Raw genomic sequence first — 15,781 nt, forward strand, 5'->3', positions numbered from 1 at the left:
TCCAGATCCCTGGCCGGGCAGTCAGCGAGCTCCGTAGTCCGGCACCTTGATCTCTGCGCCGCCCTGCAGAGCTGACTGATGGGCGCAGATTCCGGGGGCCGTCCAGGTTGCCGCGGTTCGGGCGTCGACTCGCGGCGGCCGGTTGTCGACGATGCTCGTGATGAACTCGTGGACCAGGTGCGGGTGAGAGCCGCCGTGACCGCCGTCGGTGAACGGTCTGAGGGCCTCGGGCAACAATTCCGGGGCTCCTGCGGGCCGTACGTCGGCCTCGGTCACGGGGCGTCCGCGGCGACCGTCCGGGAGCGGCTCGAGCTTGAACTCCTTCATCGGGCCGCCCTCGAGCTGCGGCCACTCCAGCGCACCCTCGTCGCCGTACACCGAGAAGCCTTCGAGATAGCTGCGGCCCAGCTGGAAGAACGACATCGTGACGTTGGCGACCAGGTCGTCACCGGCCAGCTTGAACAGCGCGGCCTCGGTCCCGAACCCATCCCCTGCAACGCCGATGTGATCGGGCGTCAGCCGGCTGGAGCCGAGGCAGCGCACGGACTCGACGCGGGTGTTCGCCAAGGCGAGAGCCGGCGAGAGGGCGTGGGTCACGTAGTGCATCGGCGGGTAGCCGCGCCAGTACTCCGGATACCCGTCGAGGTTCTGCAGGTGGTCGCCCTTGAAGTACGTGAGCCGACCGAGCTTCCCGGTCTCCAGCAGCTCCTTGGCGTGGAAGAACTCGCGGGAGTAGACCGCGGTCTCCATCATCATGTAGTTGCGCTGGGCATCGTCCTGCGCCGCGATCAGCGCATCCAGATCCTCGAGCGTCGTGGCCATCGGCACCGCCGACGCGCAGTGCCTCCCGGACTGCAGCACCTGCTGGACCTGCCCGGCGTGGAACCGCACCGGAGTGAGCAGGTGTACGGCGTCCCATCCCGGAGCGGACAGCGCGTCCTCGAGCGACGCGAAGCGCTCCGCGATCCCGAGCCGGTCCGCGACAGACGCCGTACGGGCGGGATCGGCATCGACAACCGCGACCCGACCGACGCCTGGGTGGGCCTGGTAGATCGGCGCGAAGTCGGCGCCGAACCCGAGACCGACGACAATCACGTCAACGCTCATACAGGTCAGCCTTTCAGTCCGGTCGTCCAGAAGTCCATCCACAGCGCCGCGATTATTTCTGTCAGCATCCAAAATAAGGCTGCTAGGCTGTCCGGATCATCAGCGGATCTCGAGACAGGAGTCGCCCCGTGGAGCGCTCGGCGACCGTGCGCAGACCGGCCGGACCGCTCGTCCGTCCGGGCAGCAAGACCTTGATCCGCGAGATCAACGAGGCTCTGGTGCTCGACGTCGTACGCACCGAAGGCGTGATCTCCCGCGCGGCTGTCGCGGCCCGGACCGGGCTCAGCCCGGCGACCGTGACCGGAATCGTTGGCAGGCTCGTGGAGGCCGGCTATCTCGCCGAGACCGACATCGTCCAGGGCGCCCGGGGACGCCCGGCCCGGCAGCTGCAGCTGGGCGACGGCCGGATCTTCGCGGCCGGCGTGCGCGTCGCCCGCGACCACTTGTTCGCTGTCCTGGTTGACCTGCGCGGAACGGTCGTGGACACGCAGCAGGTCGAGCTGCCGGACACCACCCCCAGCCGGGTCGGTGACGCGGTCGCCCGCGCGATCTCCACCCTCGGCTCCGATCGGGAAGGCGCCGAGCTCCTCGGAGTGGGCGTCGCCGTTTCCGGCGTCGTCGACAGCGCCGGAGGCCTCGTGCGGCACAGCGGCGCGCTCGGCTGGGAAGGTGTCGCGCTGGGACCGATGATCGAGTCCGCGACCGGCCTACCCACTGTCGTCGACAGCTACGTCAACTGTCTCGCGCAGGGCATGCTGCTGTTCGGACGCGAGCAGCATGGACGTGATCTGCTGGTGTTCAACATCGGCACCAGCCTCGGAGTCTCGATCGTCGTGGGCGGACGGCTGCACCGCGGATCCGAAGGTGCGGCCGGCAGCTTCGCGCACGCCCGGGCCACCGGCCCTTCCGAGGGGCGGACCTGTCACTGCGGCGCCGAGGACTGCGTCGAGGCGTACTCCAGCGGCTGGGGCATCGCTCGCCGGCTGGCCGAGAGCGGTACGTCGGAAGCGTCCGTCGTACCCGACGCGGCCGAACGGCTCGGCGTCGGGATCGCGAATCTCGCCAAGGTCGTCGGGCCTGCGGCCATCGTCCTCGCATCCGCCGGCGAGATGCGGGACCTGGGTCTGGAGCAGTTGCTGACGACAACGATCCGGACGGAGTACGCACATCACTACACTCCGGTGCCCGACCTGCAGACCGTGGCAGCCTCACCGGAGTCAGTGGCCACCGGCGCCGCCCACGCGTCCTTGGCCCGGCTGTTCACCGCCGACGGAACTCCGGTCTGAGCCGCTCCCCGAAACGGCTCATTCGGATCAGTACTCGGTGACGACGATGTCGCGGTGGCAGACAACCACATCCGGTCCACCGGTCGGCCAACTGTTGCCCGGCCGCCACTCCGAGCGGTAGATGCCGGTCTGGAAGTGCGGGGACCACTGCTGGTGATAGTTGTTCGCGCCGGCCTCCCGCAGTACCTCGGTCCCGTCGCGCGTGATGACCACCAGACCGTCGCTGTCCGGCGTCGACCAGGTGATGTCGAAGACCCACTTCGTCCAGCGCCCGTACGACCCACTCAGCGAACCCAGCGTGAAGAACTGCTTCGTCGCGGTGTTCGGACCGGTGAGCCGCGCGAGGTCCAACCGCCAGAGGTTCTGGTAGGCGTTCAGCGCCAGCGGCGGATACGTGCTGGTGCCGTCCGCGAAGCGATAGCCATGCCACTGCGCCAGGATTGAACCACGCTCGAAGACGACCCAGTCGGCCGGCACAAAGATCGAGAGCTGGTAGACGTACCGCCCCCATTCGAACTGATCCTTGCCCAGCTCGGACCGGAACGAGACACCGTCGTTCGGCAGCGTGAACCGGGCGACCAGCTCACCTGAACCGGCCGGATCGGGTACGACGGCTTGAGTGCCGTTCCCCTCCACCGACTCGACGTCCCACGCGTCGAAGGTTCCGGTCTCGAACCCGTCGCGGAACACCACCGTGCCGGCCGCGCATGCCGCCGCTGGCCGCGCCCAGGGAACTGCTGCTGCACCGGCGAGACCGGCCAGCACAGCCCGCCTGCCGACCCGCCGGCCTGCAGGAAGTACGTCGTTCATGAGGTCCTCCGATAGGGATCAGTCGTCGACCTGGATGCGGATGAGGTTTCGTCCCTGGATCGCGTAGAACTGACCACGCTCGTCGACCGCGGAGCGCGGGATGCCGTACCACTCGGCGTTCAAGGTGACCAGGTCCGTTCGCGCGAACGTCTTCGGATCGAAGCGGAAGAAGGCCCGGCTGGAGGTCGCGTAGACCCGGCCCCGGCTGACCAGCAGCGTGCCGTAGTTGGGCACCACGGGCCCATGGTTCGCGGAGTGAATGATCCGCCGCGTCCGCAACTCGACCACGAAGAAGTCGCCCCGGTGACACATCACGTACAGGTGCCCGCCGAGGACCGCCAGGCCCGTCACACCGGTCGGCTTCGACTGCGGCGTGAGTCGCCACAACTCCTTGCGCCGTACCGGATCCCAGGCCACCACCGTCCCGCCGCCGTTGCCGACGGATTGGCCGCCGAGGTAGGCGACGCCGTCGTGTGCGGTCACCGCGCGCACCATCTGGACATCGTCGATCGGGTTGATCGCAGCGGTCGTCGCGGACGTCCTGGGGTCGAACGTCAGTAGAGAACCACCGCTCTCGGTGTCCGACTGGAGCCCGATCAATGCCAGCTCGTGGCAGTCGTCCCAGACGATCTGGTGCGGGCGGTTCTGCTCTGCAGGAAACGGGGCCTTCAGCCGGGGCCATTGGCCGTCGAGGCGCGGGTTGTAGGCCAGGATCCCGATCGCGTTGTACTGCGCGAAGTACGCCGTACGATCCCGGATCAGCACGTCCTTGGCCTCGCTCGGGGCAAGGATCCGGGTCTGCGCCCCGGTGCGGAGGTCGTGATACATGACGGAGTTGGTGCCGCCAACGTAGACACCGTTCGCCCCCGCGGCCACGGACATCGCCAGCTGAGGGCCGGTCGGTGCACCCCCTGCCACCAGGTCGTGGATTCTTGCCGTGCTGTCGGCCGGGTCGACCTCGAACACCAGGCCGAACGCCGACACCACCATCAGTTTGCCGCCACGGACCCACAGCCCCCAGATCTCACCGAACGGCGACCCCGCCACGGTGATCTCCCGGAACGCACCGGTATCCAGGGACAACTCGATCAGACCGCCCCCGTTGAAGTAGACCTTGCCCTCGGCAAAGCGGGGAAGCCGCAGGAACGGCCGGTTGCTCTGCAGCAAGCGGTACTCCCCCGGCTGCGTGACGTCCAGGACGGCGACTGCCGCACCGGAGGCGGTCGTCGAGCAGACGTACAGCGAGTTCCCGTCCAGCGCGATGTCACGAACCTCGACGGCATCGGCGAACTCCGGCGGCAGGATCGAGGTGTACTCGCCAGAGGCACGATCCAGCACGAACAGTCCGGCCTTGGTACTGGTCGGAGTCGCGCCGAGCGAGGCGCCGGTGCCGACGTACACACGATCCTCGGTGGCGAGCAGGCTGCGGATCATCGGCGCGTTCGGGTCCGGGCCGGCGATGGTCGACAGGTCACCCGTCGCCGCGTCGTACCGACGCAAGGTGGGCGCCTTCTCGAGCCCGCCGAAGTACAGCACGCCGTCCGGGGCCATGGCGATCGCGTACGGCGAGAGCCCGGGAATCGAGGCCAGGTCCTCTTTCGGAGCGTCCGGCTGGGACAGGTCGAGCCGGATGAACCCCGGTGCGGACTGGCCGCGCTCGTCGACCGCGGCGTACAGGTAGCGGCCTTCAGGATCGGCGACCAGCAACTGCGTGCTGATTCCCGGGCCGGCGGTCACGCTGGTGACCTTGTCCGTGGTGAGGTCGTAGCCGACGATCCGCATCGGGTCGATGTTCCGGGATGCGACGTAGACCCGGTCGCCGACCGGAATCCCCGCGGCGAGCGAGAAGTTCATGACGCCCGGCCCGAGGTCGGTGACCCTGACGCCGGGCGCCGCGGCGGCGGTTGCCGAGGCCACAGAGGTCACAGTGGTCACAGTGGAGGCGAGTCCGGCCAGTGCTCCGAGTTGCAGGACGCGGCGCCGGCCGAGCGAAGGTTCTGAGGTCATGAGGCCGAACCTAAAGAGCCTCTTTTATTCTGTCAATAGCCAAATAAAAGCCTGGTGTCAGGCAGGGTCCGCGCGGACGCCGGTCAGCTCGGCCGTGCGCTCCCAGAGCCTCGCGCGCAGGGACTGGTCCTGGGCCCGTGGGTCGATCCGGGCCGGACCGACCCCTCCGAAGAACTCGCCGAACTTCCTCGACCCGTAGTAGTCACCGCCTTGCACGTCGGGCGCGGTCGCTGCGTACAGCACCGGCAACGTCCCCTCGGGCACGGACTGGGACAGCGCTTTCGTCAGCGCGTTGAGCGGTCTGGCGAGCGCGCCGAGCCCTTGGTTACGAGCGCCCGCGGCACCCAGTTCCGTGCCGGTGAACCCGGGGTGCGCGGCCACGCTGATCACCGGAGAGCCCTCGGCCGACAGGCGTTCCTGCAGTTCCAGCGCGAACATCAGCCCGGCCAGCTTGGACTGGGCATAGGCCTGGCCCATCCGGAACCGACGGTGCTCGAAGCCGGGATCCTCGACGTCGAAACCCTTGCCGCGGTGGGCGATGCTGGACACGGTCACGACGCGAGCCGAGTCCCCGGCACGCAGCGCCGGCATCAGGAGCCACGTCAGGGCGGCGTGCCCCAGATAGTTGGTGGCGAAGATCGACTCGTGCCCCTCGGCGGTACGTCGCAGCCGGCCCGCCGGGATGCCCGCGTTGTCGATCAGCAGGTCGACGCGATCGCCCGTACGGTCCCGGATCTCCGCCGCGGCCGTTCGCACCGAGTCCAGGTCGGAGAGGTCCAGCAAAACGAGCTCGCCGCCGACCGCCGCAGCGGCACGCTCACCGCGCTCCCGGGATCGGCAGGCAAGGATCACCCGAGCACCTTTGGCCGCGAGCACCGTCGCCGCACGTAGGCCCAGGCCCGAGTTCGCGCCAGTGATGACAACGGTGCGGTCGTGCTGGTCACGGATGTCGTCGTCGGTCCAAACTCCCATGGGCCAGCATGCTAGCTAGCCGCGTTGCTTCCGCGCGTGTTCGACGGCGAAGACAGCGGCTTCGGTACGGCGCTCCAGGTTGAGTTTGCGCAGCAGCGAGGACACGTAGTTCTTGACGGTCTTCTCAGCCAGGAACAACGACTGCGCGATCTGGCGATTGGTCTTGCCCTCGGCGATCTCCGCGAGGATGCGGCGCTCCTGCTCGGTCAACGACGCGTATCGCGGGTCCTCGGTGGCGACCGGATGACGCAGACGTTCCAGCACCTTGGCGGTCATGCTCGGGTCGAGCAGCGACTCTCCGGCCGCAAGACGACGTACGGCATCGATCAAGGCCTGACCGTTGACCTGCTTCAGCAGGTACCCGGCCGCGCCGGCCATGATCGCGGTGAACAGCGCCTCGTCGTCGGAGTACGACGTCAGCATCAGGCACGCCGGCGGCTCGTCCATCTGCGAGCGGACCTCGCGGCACACGGTGATGCCGTCGCCGTCGGGCAGCCGTACGTCGAGAACGGCGACATCCGGGCGTACGGCGGGAATCCGGGCGATCGCCTCCGCCGCGGTCGCCGCGTCACCGACCACCTCGATGTCCGGCTCCGCGTCGAGCAACTGATGCAGCCCCAGCCGCACCACCTCATGGTCATCGAGCAGAAACACCTTGATCGCCATCCAAACCCCTCCCCGGCCCAGCATCCCGCACCATTCACGTACCCACCAGGGACCACAGTCCCGCCCCACCCAGGACCTTCGGCAACGCCACGCCTCACGCGACCTTCGCGGCTCCGGTCAGCGAACGACCGAGTTCGGCACCCCAGCGCCCCGCCCGCTCGAGCTCGACGTCGCGGATGGGACCGGTCGTACCGTTCACGAAGAAGCTCTCGGAAGTGAGCATTCGGTACCCCATCCGGCGCAACAGCTTCGCCGCCGACCGCGCCGCCGACCCCGGCAACCGCCGTACCTTGGCGATCCGGGTATCGAAGGTCGCCACCCGCAACGTCTCCACCCTGGTGGGCTTCAGCGCGGCCAGCCAATCGCGGATTCCAACCTCGACCGGAGTCACCAGACCACCCTGCTTCCAAGCCTCCTGCCGGGTAGACAACCGGCTCATCGAGAACGCGTGAGTCGGTCCCCCGACCACCAGCAGCCGGACGTCATCGGGCACCACGTCCGGTGCCTGGTTCACCGGCACCGTGTCCGCCGGAAGGTACTGCCGCAACCCGTCACGGACCGCCCGCGCGATCCGTTCGGTGTTGCCGAACATCGACTCGTACACGATCAGCGCACGAACACTCTCGGACACGTTACTCATCTCTCACCTCATCCACGGGTACTTGCGGACGAAGTCGAGGCCGCTCCACCACTTGCCCAGACCCCACACGTTGCCCGCAGCAACCAACGCCAGTACGACAACAGTCACCGCACCGAGGATGTGATCGTCCAGTACCGGGTTCGTCTCCGGCGGCAGATTCGCCGTCCACATCAGCACGTACAGCAACGCGCCACCGACCGCGGCGATGCGCATCCCGATCCCCAGCGTCAGCGCCAGACCGATCCCGGCCAGACCGACCATGAACAACGGCGTAACCCACCAGTCACCCACCAACGACTGATAGAAGTCCGCGAACGGCCCGTTCGTCCCCTTACCCAGGAACCCTGCCGTCGGATCCCCACCATCGATCCAGCCCTTACCGGAGGGAGTCGCGTACCCGAGTCCGAACACCTTGTCGACGAACGCCCACAAGAAGGAGAGTCCGAAGACAATCCGCAGTACGGCGAGCACACGCCCGGCCGCTGGAGTGATGATCGGGTGCCGAACGTGCTCCGTCGAAGGAGCCGGCAGATCGCGCCGATGCGTGGTGGTCATGATGTCGTCCTTTCCCTTGACTTCTGACACCTCGATCGTGCGTCCCCACTGCGACCCCCGGCAGAGCCATTCGCACCTCTCGCACGCGCCGAACGACCCGCCCTCCCCGGGACGTCCGCCGACTCGAGTAACGGCCCGGATTGCCGGCACCGAACACGGCGAACATCGCGCCGAGGTGGCGCTCTCAAGAGGTCAGAAGATGTAGAAGCCGGTGACAGCGGTCGGGAGGATGCCCAGGATGAGCCACGGCGAGAAGGGCGTGCGCTGGTGGATGAGGCGCATGCCGACGACCGTCAGCAGGCCGATCACGCCCGACATGAGCCACAGCCCGATGCCGCGACCGCGCTCGGTGTCCGTGAAGCCGATGCTGTACACGGCCAGCGACACCGTCGGAACGCTGCCGACGTGGAACAGGATGACCGAGGCGACCCACTTCTGGACGGTCTCGATCTTCATCGGGCGGGGCTGGCGCCGCTTCATAGGTCGTTCCCTGCGTAGGCGAGGTTGAAGAAGGGTCCGGGACGGGTCACCGGTCGGCGCGCAAGCCGTCCAGCAGTTCCACCTGGTCCGACAACACCGACGTCAGGATGCCCCTGGCGACGGCGAGCAGCTCGGCGACCTGCGGACTGGTCAACGCGTAGTACACCTGGGAACCCTCGCGCCGCGTCGTCACCAGACCTGCGCGGCGCAGCACCGCGAGCTGCTGGGACAGGTTCGAGGCTTCGAGGCGGACCTCCGGGAGGAGTTCGCTGACCGCCATCTCGCGTTCGCTCAACAGCTCCAGGACGCGGATACGCGCCGGATGCCCCAGTGTCTTGAAGAACTCCGCCTTCAACTGGTGCAGCGGTGTCGTCATCCTCCGCCCTCCACTCGCTTTATGTTTGCAACATTCATGCGATCACGAATTGAAGACTTCTGCAACTCGTGCATAAGGTAGGTCAACCATGGACACGTTCACCGCGGAACTCCACCGGCGGATCACCTCCGCCCGGGAACAACTCCGCGCTGCCCAGGAAACCGGAGACCTCGACGCCGAGCGCATCTACTCGGGCGAACTCGACAGCCTCCTGCGCCAAGCTCTCGAGAACGGCATCACCGTTCCGTCGGAGGGCACCGGCAGGCACGCCTGAACGACCGACACCGTCTGGGGGGACATTGGAGACCGCAGATCTCTACGAAGTGACCCACACACTGCACGACCGAACCACACCCACCCGCACCATCACGGACGCCGCCGGCGTCACCGAACTGGTCCGCCAAGCCGCAGCCGCCGGCTCCCGGGTACACATCCGCCCCCTCCCCGAAGACGACCAACCTGCGTAGGCACGCGCGGTGTCGACGCTACCCGCGCATGTCCGGTACACGAGCGCCGGGACGATTCGGTTCAGCGTCCCGGCCATTGATGCCTTCGGCAACTACCTGGGTTGACGGAGTCGTGAACCGGTTGGCTGTGGCGACCGTGTAGGCCCCGAACACAACGAGCACGGCGTCGGCCAAGGCAGCCGTGACGACCAGGGAGGGACCACATCATGACCAGTGCAACACGACGTCTCCGGCGAGGTATCAGCGCGGCAGCAGTCGCGACCGTCACCACGGGCATCGCCCTCAGCCTGGCCGGTACGGCGTCCGCGGCGCCCACCGGCCGCGTCGTCGTCGACGCCGGCCAACTGATCGTCACCGGCACGAACCGCGCGGACAACATCGCCCTCAGCGTGCCGGCCGCGGACACGTCGATGGTCGAGGTCGACTTCGGCAACGGTACGGCGAAGCGCACCGTGAAGCGGGCCGACTTCAACCAGATCCAGGTCAGCAGCCGGCGCGGCAACGACGTCGTACGGATCGACTACGGCGCCGAGGTGCAGCCGTTCACGATCATCGACACCGGCGACGGCAACGACAGCGTCTTCGGTGGCAGCGGCAACGAGCTGTTCCGCACCGGCGCCGGCAACGACTCCGTCGACGGGAACCGAGGCAGCGACACGGCGCTGCTCGGCAACGGCAACGACACGTTCACCTGGGACCCGGGCGACGGCAGCGACGTGATCGAGGGCGGTCGCAGCCAGGACACCATGGTGTTCAACGGTTCTGCCGCCGCTGAGAGGTTCGTTGCCTCCGCCAACGGTCGGCGCCTGCGGTTCACCCGGGACGTGGGCAACATCGTGATGGACACCGACAACGTCGAGCGGATCAAGCTCAACGCCCTCGGTGGCGCTGACACGATCACCGTCGGCGATCTGCGCCGTACCGACGTACGCAAGGTCGACGTCGACCTCGGCGCGCAACTGAACACGGGCGGCGGCGACGCAGCAGTCGACGCGATCACCGTCACCGGAACCCCGGGCAGCGACCTCGCCCGGGTCTCCGGCTCCCCCGGGAACGTGCGCGTCTCGGGCCTGAGCGCGGAAGTCCGGCTCTCGGACGCGGAACCGACCGACCAGCTGACCGTCGACACCCTGGCCGGCAGGGACAGGGTCGCCACCGGCCGCCTCGCAGCGAACGTCATCGGCCTCACCATCCTCTGACCACCACCGTCGACCTCCTCTCCTGAGGGCTCGCTTGACAAATTAACTGAGTGGACTCATTATTGAGATCACTCAGTTAATTTGGATTTGAGCTAAGCCATCGGAACGAGAAGGAGGTCGCCGTGCGCGCGTTCGTCGTCGAGCAGTACAAGGGACCGCTGCGGGAAGCGGATGTTCCCGAGCCCGTGGTCGGAGAGCACGACGTGCTCGTGCAGGTCCGGGCCGCCGGGCTCAACCTGCTCGACGAGAAGATCCGGGCGGGCGAGTTCAAGCAGATCCTCCCGTACAAGCTGCCGCAGATCCTCGGCAACGACGTCGCCGGAACGGTCCTCGACGTCGGCGCGAAGGTGCGGGGATTCAGGCCCGGCGACGAGGTGTACGCCCGGCCCGGCAAGGACCGCATCGGAACGTTCGCGGAGCGCATCGCGGTCGCCGAGGCCGACCTGGCGCTCAAGCCGGTCTCGATCAGCCTCGCGGAAGCAGCCTCGCTACCGCTGGTGGCCTTGACCGCATGGCAGGCGCTCGTCGAGCGGGGCAACGTGCAGCCGGGGCAACGCGTCCTGATCCACGCCGGCTCCGGCGGAGTCGGGACGATCGCGATCCAGCTCGCCAAGTACCTCGGCGCAACGGTCGCCACCACGGTCAGCTCCGGCAACACCGACTTCGTGCGCGAGCTCGGGGCAGACGTCGTCATCGACTACCGTAACCAGGACTTCGAACAGCTCCTCGACGACTACGACCTGGTGCTGGACAGCCTCGGCGGGACGAACCTCGAGAAGTCGCTCCGCGTCCTTCGCCCCGGCGGCAAGGCGATCGGGATCGCTGGACCGCCCGACGCGGCGTTCGGCCGCGAGCTCGGCGCGAACGCGGTGCTCCGGCTGGTGATGACCGCCCTCAGCAGCCGCATCCGCCGCCAGGCCCGACGCCTCGGGGTGACGTACGAGTTCCTCTTCATGCGCGCCAGCGGTGAACAGCTTCGCCAGATCACTGCCCTCGTCGACAGCGGCGTACTGCGTCCCGTTGTAGGACGAGTTTTCGACTTCGACCAGACCGTGCAGGCCGTGCAATCGCTCACTGTGCAGTCGAAGGGCGGGAGCGGCATCCGCGGCAAAGCCGTCATCAGCAGGCCCTGACCACCCCTACGAAGACAACCCCTACGAACCAGGAGAACCACCATGAGTACCGTCATCACCGCCTACAAGGACGCACCCGCCCGCACTGTCGACGCCGGCGGCGTCACCTACGCCTACCGCGAACTCGGGCCGAAGGGCGGGATCCCCGTCGTCTTCTTCGTCCACCTCGCCGCGACCCTCGACAACTGGGACCCCAGGATCATCGACCCCATCGCCGCGAACCACCACGTGATCGCCTTCGACAACCGGGGTGTCGGCGCCTCCACCGGCCGCGTCCCCGACAGCATCGAGGCGATGGCCGACGACGCCTACGCCTTCATCACGGCGCTCGGCTTCGACAAGATCGACGTCTTCTCCTTCTCCCTCGGCGGCATGATCGCCCAAGCCCTCGTGGTGAAACACCCTGACCTCGTCCGCAAGCTCGTCCTCACCGGCACCGGCCCCGCAGGCGGGAAGGACATCGACAAGGTCGCCGGTACGACGTACTTCGACATCCTCCGAGCGACCGTGACGCGGTCGGACCCGAAGGAGTTCCTGTTCTTCAACCGCAACGCCACGGGCAAGCCCGCCGCTCGCGCGTTCGTCGACCGGCTCAAGGAGCGCACCGCCGACCGCGACGCGGAGATCAAGGTCCAGGCGTTCCAGACGCAGCTGAAGGCGATCAAGAAGTGGGGACGTTCTGCCCCCGCCGACCTGTCGAAGATCACCCAGCCCACCCTGATCGCCAACGGCGACAACGACCGCATGGTGCCCTCGGTCCTGTCCGAGGACCTGCACCGGCGCATCAAGGGCTCGGATCTGATCATCTACCCCGACTCCGGCCACGGGGGCATCTTCCAGTACCACCAGAAGTTCGCCCCCGTCGCCGTCGACTTCCTCTCACGATGACTACCGCGAAGCTGGGTGTGAAGAAGCACCTCACCTCCTCGATTCCACTCTGGGTGCGCACCGATCAGCCCCGCCAGACCGGCATGGACTACTGGAAGGGCCCGCACTCGAAGATCATCTCCGCCACTCCGGGCTTGGAGGAGTACCGGCAGATCCACCTTGCCGAGGACAACCCGGGTCGTTGGCCGGTGACCGACCGGGTGGAGACCTCGATCCCCGTCGACCGGAAGATCGACGGCGTCGCGGAAGTCACCTTCCACTCGGCGCTCTCTCCCCTGCTGGGGCGCAAGCAGACGCAGCTGGCCTACCAGGACGAGATCAACGTGTTCCGCCGTACCCTCCTCTACACCGGACCGCCGAACTCGTCCCGCTGGTACGACGTCGCAGGCCCAGAAGAGACAGTCGGTGCCCGTGCCATGGTCTACCTCCGCCGCAGAGACGGGGTGGGTGCCGGCGAGTTCCGGAAGTTCATCAAGGAGCAGCTGGTTCCTGCACTCGCCGGCGCCGGGGTGGTCAAGGAACTTCGTACGCAGACGTTCCTGCCCTGGATCGAGAAGCTCTGGGACACCCCGAACGTCGCGCACGACAACCCCCACGACCAGCAGTTCCACGCCTCGGTCATCCTCGGGTTCGCCGACACCGCGGCACGCGATGCGTTCTTCACCGGCAACGTGATCGAGGAACTGTCCAACCAGCTGGCGCCGCTCGCCTCCGCGATCCATGCCTACGACGTCGACGCCGCCCTGACCTACGTCAAGAACGGCGCCATCCTTCCGCACTACGAGCAGTAGCCGCCGTGGAAGAATGAACACCGGCACGTTCGAGCCACCCAGCCGGAGCCCACACAGCAGAAAAGGAAGGCAGCCATGCCACTCGCCTCCCAACGAGTCGGACGGCGCGAGCGGAACAAGCAGGAGAAGCTCGACCGCATCACCGCCGCCGCCCGAGAGCTCTTCGCCGAGCGCGGAGTCGACGAGGTCACCACCCAGGAGATCGCGGACAAGGCCGACATCGGTGCGGGCACGCTGTTCCTGTACGCCAAGACCAAGGGCGAACTCCTCCTGCTCGTGCAGAACTCGACGTACGCCGACGCGCTCGCCGAAGGTACGTCGGCGGCCGAGAGCATCCCCGACGTACTCGACGCGGTGATGGCGATCGTCCGCCCGGTCGTCGAATGCAACCGCAAACAGGTCGACAACGGGCGGACCTACCTCAGGGAGATCGTCTTCGGCGACCCCGAGGAGCCCCACCACCGCGACGCCCTCGGCCTGACCGTACAGACCGAGAAGGCGATCGCCGACGTACTAGGGCGAGACGAGCGCAACAGCGCCACCGACGCCGCAACGCTCGCCCACATCGTCTCCGCGATCATGTTCGTCAGCATGGCCGCGACCATCAACATCACCCACCCGGTCGACGACGTCGTACAAGAGATCAAAAGCCAGGTGCAGGTTCTGCTACCGAGCTGATGTCAGGCGGACTTGACCTCTCGGTGGAGGAGGCGGAAGAGGCCGAGGGCGAGGGGTAGGAGGACCCAGATGGTGCCCGAGACTGCGAGGTGGGCCCAGTCGGCGGACTGGAACGTGCGCTGCTCGAAGGCGGGAGCCATCGCGGAGTTGACGTCGAGCCAGGGTGCGACCTTCTCGAGGCTGCCGACCATCGAGAAGAGAACGGTCCACGCGATCGGGATCACGTAGTAGAGCACGATCGCGGCGGCGGTGTTCATCAGCAGCATGCCGAAAGCGAAGCCCTGAACGATGCCGATCAGTTGTACGGCGAAGAAGTCGCGGACGTTGGCAGCACCAATGTTCCAGGTGCCGGCGCCGTCCAGGAACGCCATCCCGGCCAGGTTGCTCAACGCTGCGACGCCGAGTGCCACGACCACCGCCACCAGGCCGACCAGGACGACGGCGACCAGTTTGGCGACGGCGATGCGGATCCGGCTGGGTTCGAGCGTGAAGGTGACCAGGCCGGTCCGCTGGCTCCACTCGGCGGTGACTGCGAGGATGCCGAGCACCGGGAGCAGGATGCTCTGCGGGGTCGCAGTCGCACCGATGAGGTTCAGGAAGGTCAACTGGTCCGGGTCGGCGACGAACAGGAACACGACGATGACGGCGACCGTGATCAGACCGATCGCGGCGAGCAGCCAGAAGCCGGCCCGGGTGTCGACGAGCTTGCGCAGCTCGGCCCGCAACAGGCGGCTGAAGGGTACGGGCGTCACCCGCGGGTCCGGCAACAGTTCGGTGTGGGTCGCGGTACTCATGCTGTGACCTTCTCTCGTGCGTCAGCGGCGGTGAGCTGCAGGAACATTGCTTCGAGTCCGGAGCCGTCCGCGCCGCGCAACTCGGTGACGACCACGCCGTGTTGCGCGGTGGCCGTGGCGATCTGCTCGCGGGTGGCATCCACGACGTACGAGCCGTCGGGTTCGAGCTGGTACACGTAACCCGCGGCGTCGAGGCAGCGCCCCAGCGCATCGGGGTTCAGGCCGCGGACGAGGGTGCCCGCGGCGTTCAGCAGGTCGGCCTTGCTGCCGTCGGCGACGATCACGCCGCGACCGATGACGACCAGGTGGTCGGCGATGACCTCGATCTCGTGCAGCAGATGTGAGGACAGCAGGACGGTTCCGCCACGATCGGCGAAGCTCTTGAGCAGCCCGCGCATCCAGTGAATGCCGGCCGGGTCGAGTCCGTTCGCGGGCTCGTCCAGGATCAGCACCTGCGGGTCGCCGAGCAAGGCGTGTGCGATGCCGAGGCGCTGCCGCATGCCGAGGGAGTAATTGCCGACCCGGCGGTTACCCTCGTCGCCGGACAGTCCGACGATCTCGAGCATCTCGTCGACCCGTTGGTGGCGGAGGCCCATGACGATGGCACCGAGGCGGAGGATCTCGCGTCCGGTCCGCCCGGTGTGCTGTGCGGACGCGTCGAGGAGAACCCCGACGTGCCGGCCAGGGTTGGAAAGTTCGGCGTACGGAACGCCGAGGATGGTGCTGCGACCCGCTGACGGCGGCGTCAGCCCGGTCATCATGCGCATCGTGGTCGACTTGCCGGCCCCGTTGGGACCGAGGAAGCCGGTGACGGATCCAGGCTGTGCCTGGAAGGACACGCGGTCTACGGACTGATGTGTGCCGTACCGCTTGCTGAGTTCTTCGACTGTGATCATGAGGTCGAGCCTGGGCCCGAGCACCGGCCCGGCACA

The 15,781-nt window shown here is 67.4% G+C and carries 17 protein-coding genes and 1 pseudogene; 7 read left to right on the forward strand and 11 right to left on the reverse strand.

Going from position 1 to position 15,781, the window contains the following annotated elements; genetic code table 11:
• Positions 1–21: 21 nt before the first annotated feature.
• A complete protein-coding gene (locus OHB24_RS36140; RefSeq protein WP_327635406.1) occupies positions 22–1,107 on the reverse strand; it encodes a Gfo/Idh/MocA family protein in 1,086 nt (361 codons plus the stop codon).
• 128 nt (positions 1,108–1,235) lie between these two features.
• Between OHB24_RS36140 and OHB24_RS36145 the strand changes: the two genes are divergently transcribed.
• Positions 1,236–2,393 (forward strand): ROK family transcriptional regulator, encoded by a 1,158-nt coding sequence (locus OHB24_RS36145; RefSeq protein WP_327635407.1) that lies wholly within the window; start codon positions 1,236–1,238, stop codon positions 2,391–2,393.
• A gap of 27 nt (positions 2,394–2,420) precedes the next feature.
• Here OHB24_RS36145 and OHB24_RS36150 read toward each other — a convergent pair whose 3' ends face one another.
• The 8 genes and pseudogenes from OHB24_RS36150 to OHB24_RS36185 all read right to left on the reverse strand — a co-directional run.
• Positions 2,421–3,203: a heparin lyase I family protein gene (locus OHB24_RS36150; protein WP_327635408.1), complete on the reverse strand. Its 783-nt coding sequence runs from the start codon at positions 3,201–3,203 to the stop codon at positions 2,421–2,423.
• A gap of 18 nt (positions 3,204–3,221) precedes the next feature.
• Positions 3,222–5,210, reverse strand: coding sequence for a hypothetical protein (locus OHB24_RS36155; protein ID WP_327635409.1), 1,989 nt, complete (start codon positions 5,208–5,210; stop codon positions 3,222–3,224).
• Between the two features lie 57 nt (positions 5,211–5,267).
• Entirely contained in the window at positions 5,268–6,182 is a 915-nt protein-coding gene (locus OHB24_RS36160; RefSeq protein ID WP_327635410.1) for an SDR family NAD(P)-dependent oxidoreductase, read from the reverse strand.
• Positions 6,183–6,197: 15 nt separating this feature from the next.
• Positions 6,198–6,848: a response regulator transcription factor gene (locus tag OHB24_RS36165; protein WP_327635411.1), complete on the reverse strand. Its 651-nt coding sequence runs from the start codon at positions 6,846–6,848 to the stop codon at positions 6,198–6,200.
• Positions 6,849–6,942: 94 nt separating this feature from the next.
• Positions 6,943–7,488: a flavodoxin family protein gene (locus OHB24_RS36170; RefSeq protein WP_327635412.1), complete on the reverse strand. Its 546-nt coding sequence runs from the start codon at positions 7,486–7,488 to the stop codon at positions 6,943–6,945.
• Positions 7,489–7,491: 3 nt separating this feature from the next.
• Positions 7,492–8,043: a hypothetical protein gene (locus OHB24_RS36175; RefSeq protein ID WP_327635413.1), complete on the reverse strand. Its 552-nt coding sequence runs from the start codon at positions 8,041–8,043 to the stop codon at positions 7,492–7,494.
• 192 nt (positions 8,044–8,235) lie between these two features.
• Positions 8,236–8,523: a hypothetical protein gene (locus tag OHB24_RS36180; RefSeq protein ID WP_327635414.1), complete on the reverse strand. Its 288-nt coding sequence runs from the start codon at positions 8,521–8,523 to the stop codon at positions 8,236–8,238.
• A gap of 55 nt (positions 8,524–8,578) precedes the next feature.
• Positions 8,579–8,899: pseudogene (locus tag OHB24_RS36185) on the reverse strand (ArsR/SmtB family transcription factor); the annotation flags it as partial.
• 88 nt (positions 8,900–8,987) lie between these two features.
• Here OHB24_RS36185 and OHB24_RS36190 point away from each other — a divergent pair.
• The 6 genes from OHB24_RS36190 to OHB24_RS36215 all read left to right on the forward strand — a co-directional run bounded on the left by OHB24_RS36190 (position 8,988) and on the right by OHB24_RS36215 (position 14,055).
• Positions 8,988–9,173, forward strand: a complete 186-nt coding sequence (locus OHB24_RS36190; RefSeq protein ID WP_327635415.1) for a hypothetical protein — start codon at positions 8,988–8,990, stop codon at positions 9,171–9,173.
• 399 nt (positions 9,174–9,572) lie between these two features.
• Positions 9,573–10,565, forward strand: coding sequence for a calcium-binding protein (locus OHB24_RS36195; RefSeq protein ID WP_327635416.1), 993 nt, complete (start codon positions 9,573–9,575; stop codon positions 10,563–10,565).
• A gap of 122 nt (positions 10,566–10,687) precedes the next feature.
• Positions 10,688–11,698: an NADP-dependent oxidoreductase gene (locus OHB24_RS36200; RefSeq protein WP_327635417.1), complete on the forward strand. Its 1,011-nt coding sequence runs from the start codon at positions 10,688–10,690 to the stop codon at positions 11,696–11,698.
• Positions 11,699–11,740: 42 nt separating this feature from the next.
• Positions 11,741–12,586, forward strand: a complete 846-nt coding sequence (locus tag OHB24_RS36205) for an alpha/beta fold hydrolase (protein WP_327635418.1) — start codon at positions 11,741–11,743, stop codon at positions 12,584–12,586.
• Entirely contained in the window at positions 12,583–13,377 is a 795-nt protein-coding gene (locus OHB24_RS36210; RefSeq protein ID WP_327635419.1) for a hypothetical protein, read from the forward strand. Before OHB24_RS36205 ends, OHB24_RS36210 begins: the two co-directional genes overlap by 4 nt.
• Positions 13,378–13,452: 75 nt before the next feature.
• On the forward strand, positions 13,453–14,055 hold the full coding sequence (locus OHB24_RS36215; RefSeq protein WP_327635420.1) for a TetR/AcrR family transcriptional regulator: 603 nt from the start codon (positions 13,453–13,455) through the stop codon (positions 14,053–14,055).
• 2 nt (positions 14,056–14,057) lie between these two features.
• On the opposite strand, the gene OHB24_RS36220 is transcribed toward OHB24_RS36215, so the two are convergent.
• Entirely contained in the window at positions 14,058–14,849 is a 792-nt protein-coding gene (locus OHB24_RS36220) for an ABC transporter permease (protein ID WP_327635421.1), read from the reverse strand.
• Positions 14,846–15,745: an ABC transporter ATP-binding protein gene (locus OHB24_RS36225; protein ID WP_327635422.1), complete on the reverse strand. Its 900-nt coding sequence runs from the start codon at positions 15,743–15,745 to the stop codon at positions 14,846–14,848. The genes OHB24_RS36220 and OHB24_RS36225 overlap by 4 nt, the downstream gene beginning before the upstream one ends.
• Positions 15,746–15,781 lie beyond the last annotated feature (36 nt).

Origin of the sequence: Kribbella sp. NBC_00482, assembly GCF_036013725.1 — a bacterium.
Taxonomy (GTDB): domain Bacteria; phylum Actinomycetota; class Actinomycetes; order Propionibacteriales; family Kribbellaceae; genus Kribbella.

Excerpts from the sequence above, each read along its gene's own strand:
- OHB24_RS36165 (WP_327635411.1), bottom strand. The coding sequence starts at position 6,848 with ATGGCGATCAAGGTGTTTCTGCTCGATGACCATGAGGTGGTGCGGCTG.
- OHB24_RS36190 (WP_327635415.1), top strand. The coding sequence starts at position 8,988 with ATGGACACGTTCACCGCGGAACTCCACCGGCGGATCACCTCCGCCCGG.
- OHB24_RS36150 (WP_327635408.1), bottom strand. The coding sequence starts at position 3,203 with ATGAACGACGTACTTCCTGCAGGCCGGCGGGTCGGCAGGCGGGCTGTG.
- OHB24_RS36140 (WP_327635406.1), bottom strand. The coding sequence starts at position 1,107 with ATGAGCGTTGACGTGATTGTCGTCGGTCTCGGGTTCGGCGCCGACTTC.
- OHB24_RS36215 (WP_327635420.1), top strand. The coding sequence starts at position 13,453 with ATGCCACTCGCCTCCCAACGAGTCGGACGGCGCGAGCGGAACAAGCAG.
- OHB24_RS36220 (WP_327635421.1), bottom strand. The coding sequence starts at position 14,849 with ATGAGTACCGCGACCCACACCGAACTGTTGCCGGACCCGCGGGTGACG.
- OHB24_RS36205 (WP_327635418.1), top strand. The coding sequence starts at position 11,741 with ATGAGTACCGTCATCACCGCCTACAAGGACGCACCCGCCCGCACTGTC.
- OHB24_RS36155 (WP_327635409.1), bottom strand. The coding sequence starts at position 5,210 with ATGACCTCAGAACCTTCGCTCGGCCGGCGCCGCGTCCTGCAACTCGGA.
- OHB24_RS36170 (WP_327635412.1), bottom strand. The coding sequence starts at position 7,488 with ATGAGTAACGTGTCCGAGAGTGTTCGTGCGCTGATCGTGTACGAGTCG.
- OHB24_RS36225 (WP_327635422.1), bottom strand. The coding sequence starts at position 15,745 with ATGATCACAGTCGAAGAACTCAGCAAGCGGTACGGCACACATCAGTCC.
- OHB24_RS36160 (WP_327635410.1), bottom strand. The coding sequence starts at position 6,182 with ATGGGAGTTTGGACCGACGACGACATCCGTGACCAGCACGACCGCACC.
- OHB24_RS36210 (WP_327635419.1), top strand. The coding sequence starts at position 12,583 with ATGACTACCGCGAAGCTGGGTGTGAAGAAGCACCTCACCTCCTCGATT.
- OHB24_RS36195 (WP_327635416.1), top strand. The coding sequence starts at position 9,573 with ATGACCAGTGCAACACGACGTCTCCGGCGAGGTATCAGCGCGGCAGCA.
- OHB24_RS36180 (WP_327635414.1), bottom strand. The coding sequence starts at position 8,523 with ATGAAGCGGCGCCAGCCCCGCCCGATGAAGATCGAGACCGTCCAGAAG.
- OHB24_RS36175 (WP_327635413.1), bottom strand. The coding sequence starts at position 8,043 with ATGACCACCACGCATCGGCGCGATCTGCCGGCTCCTTCGACGGAGCAC.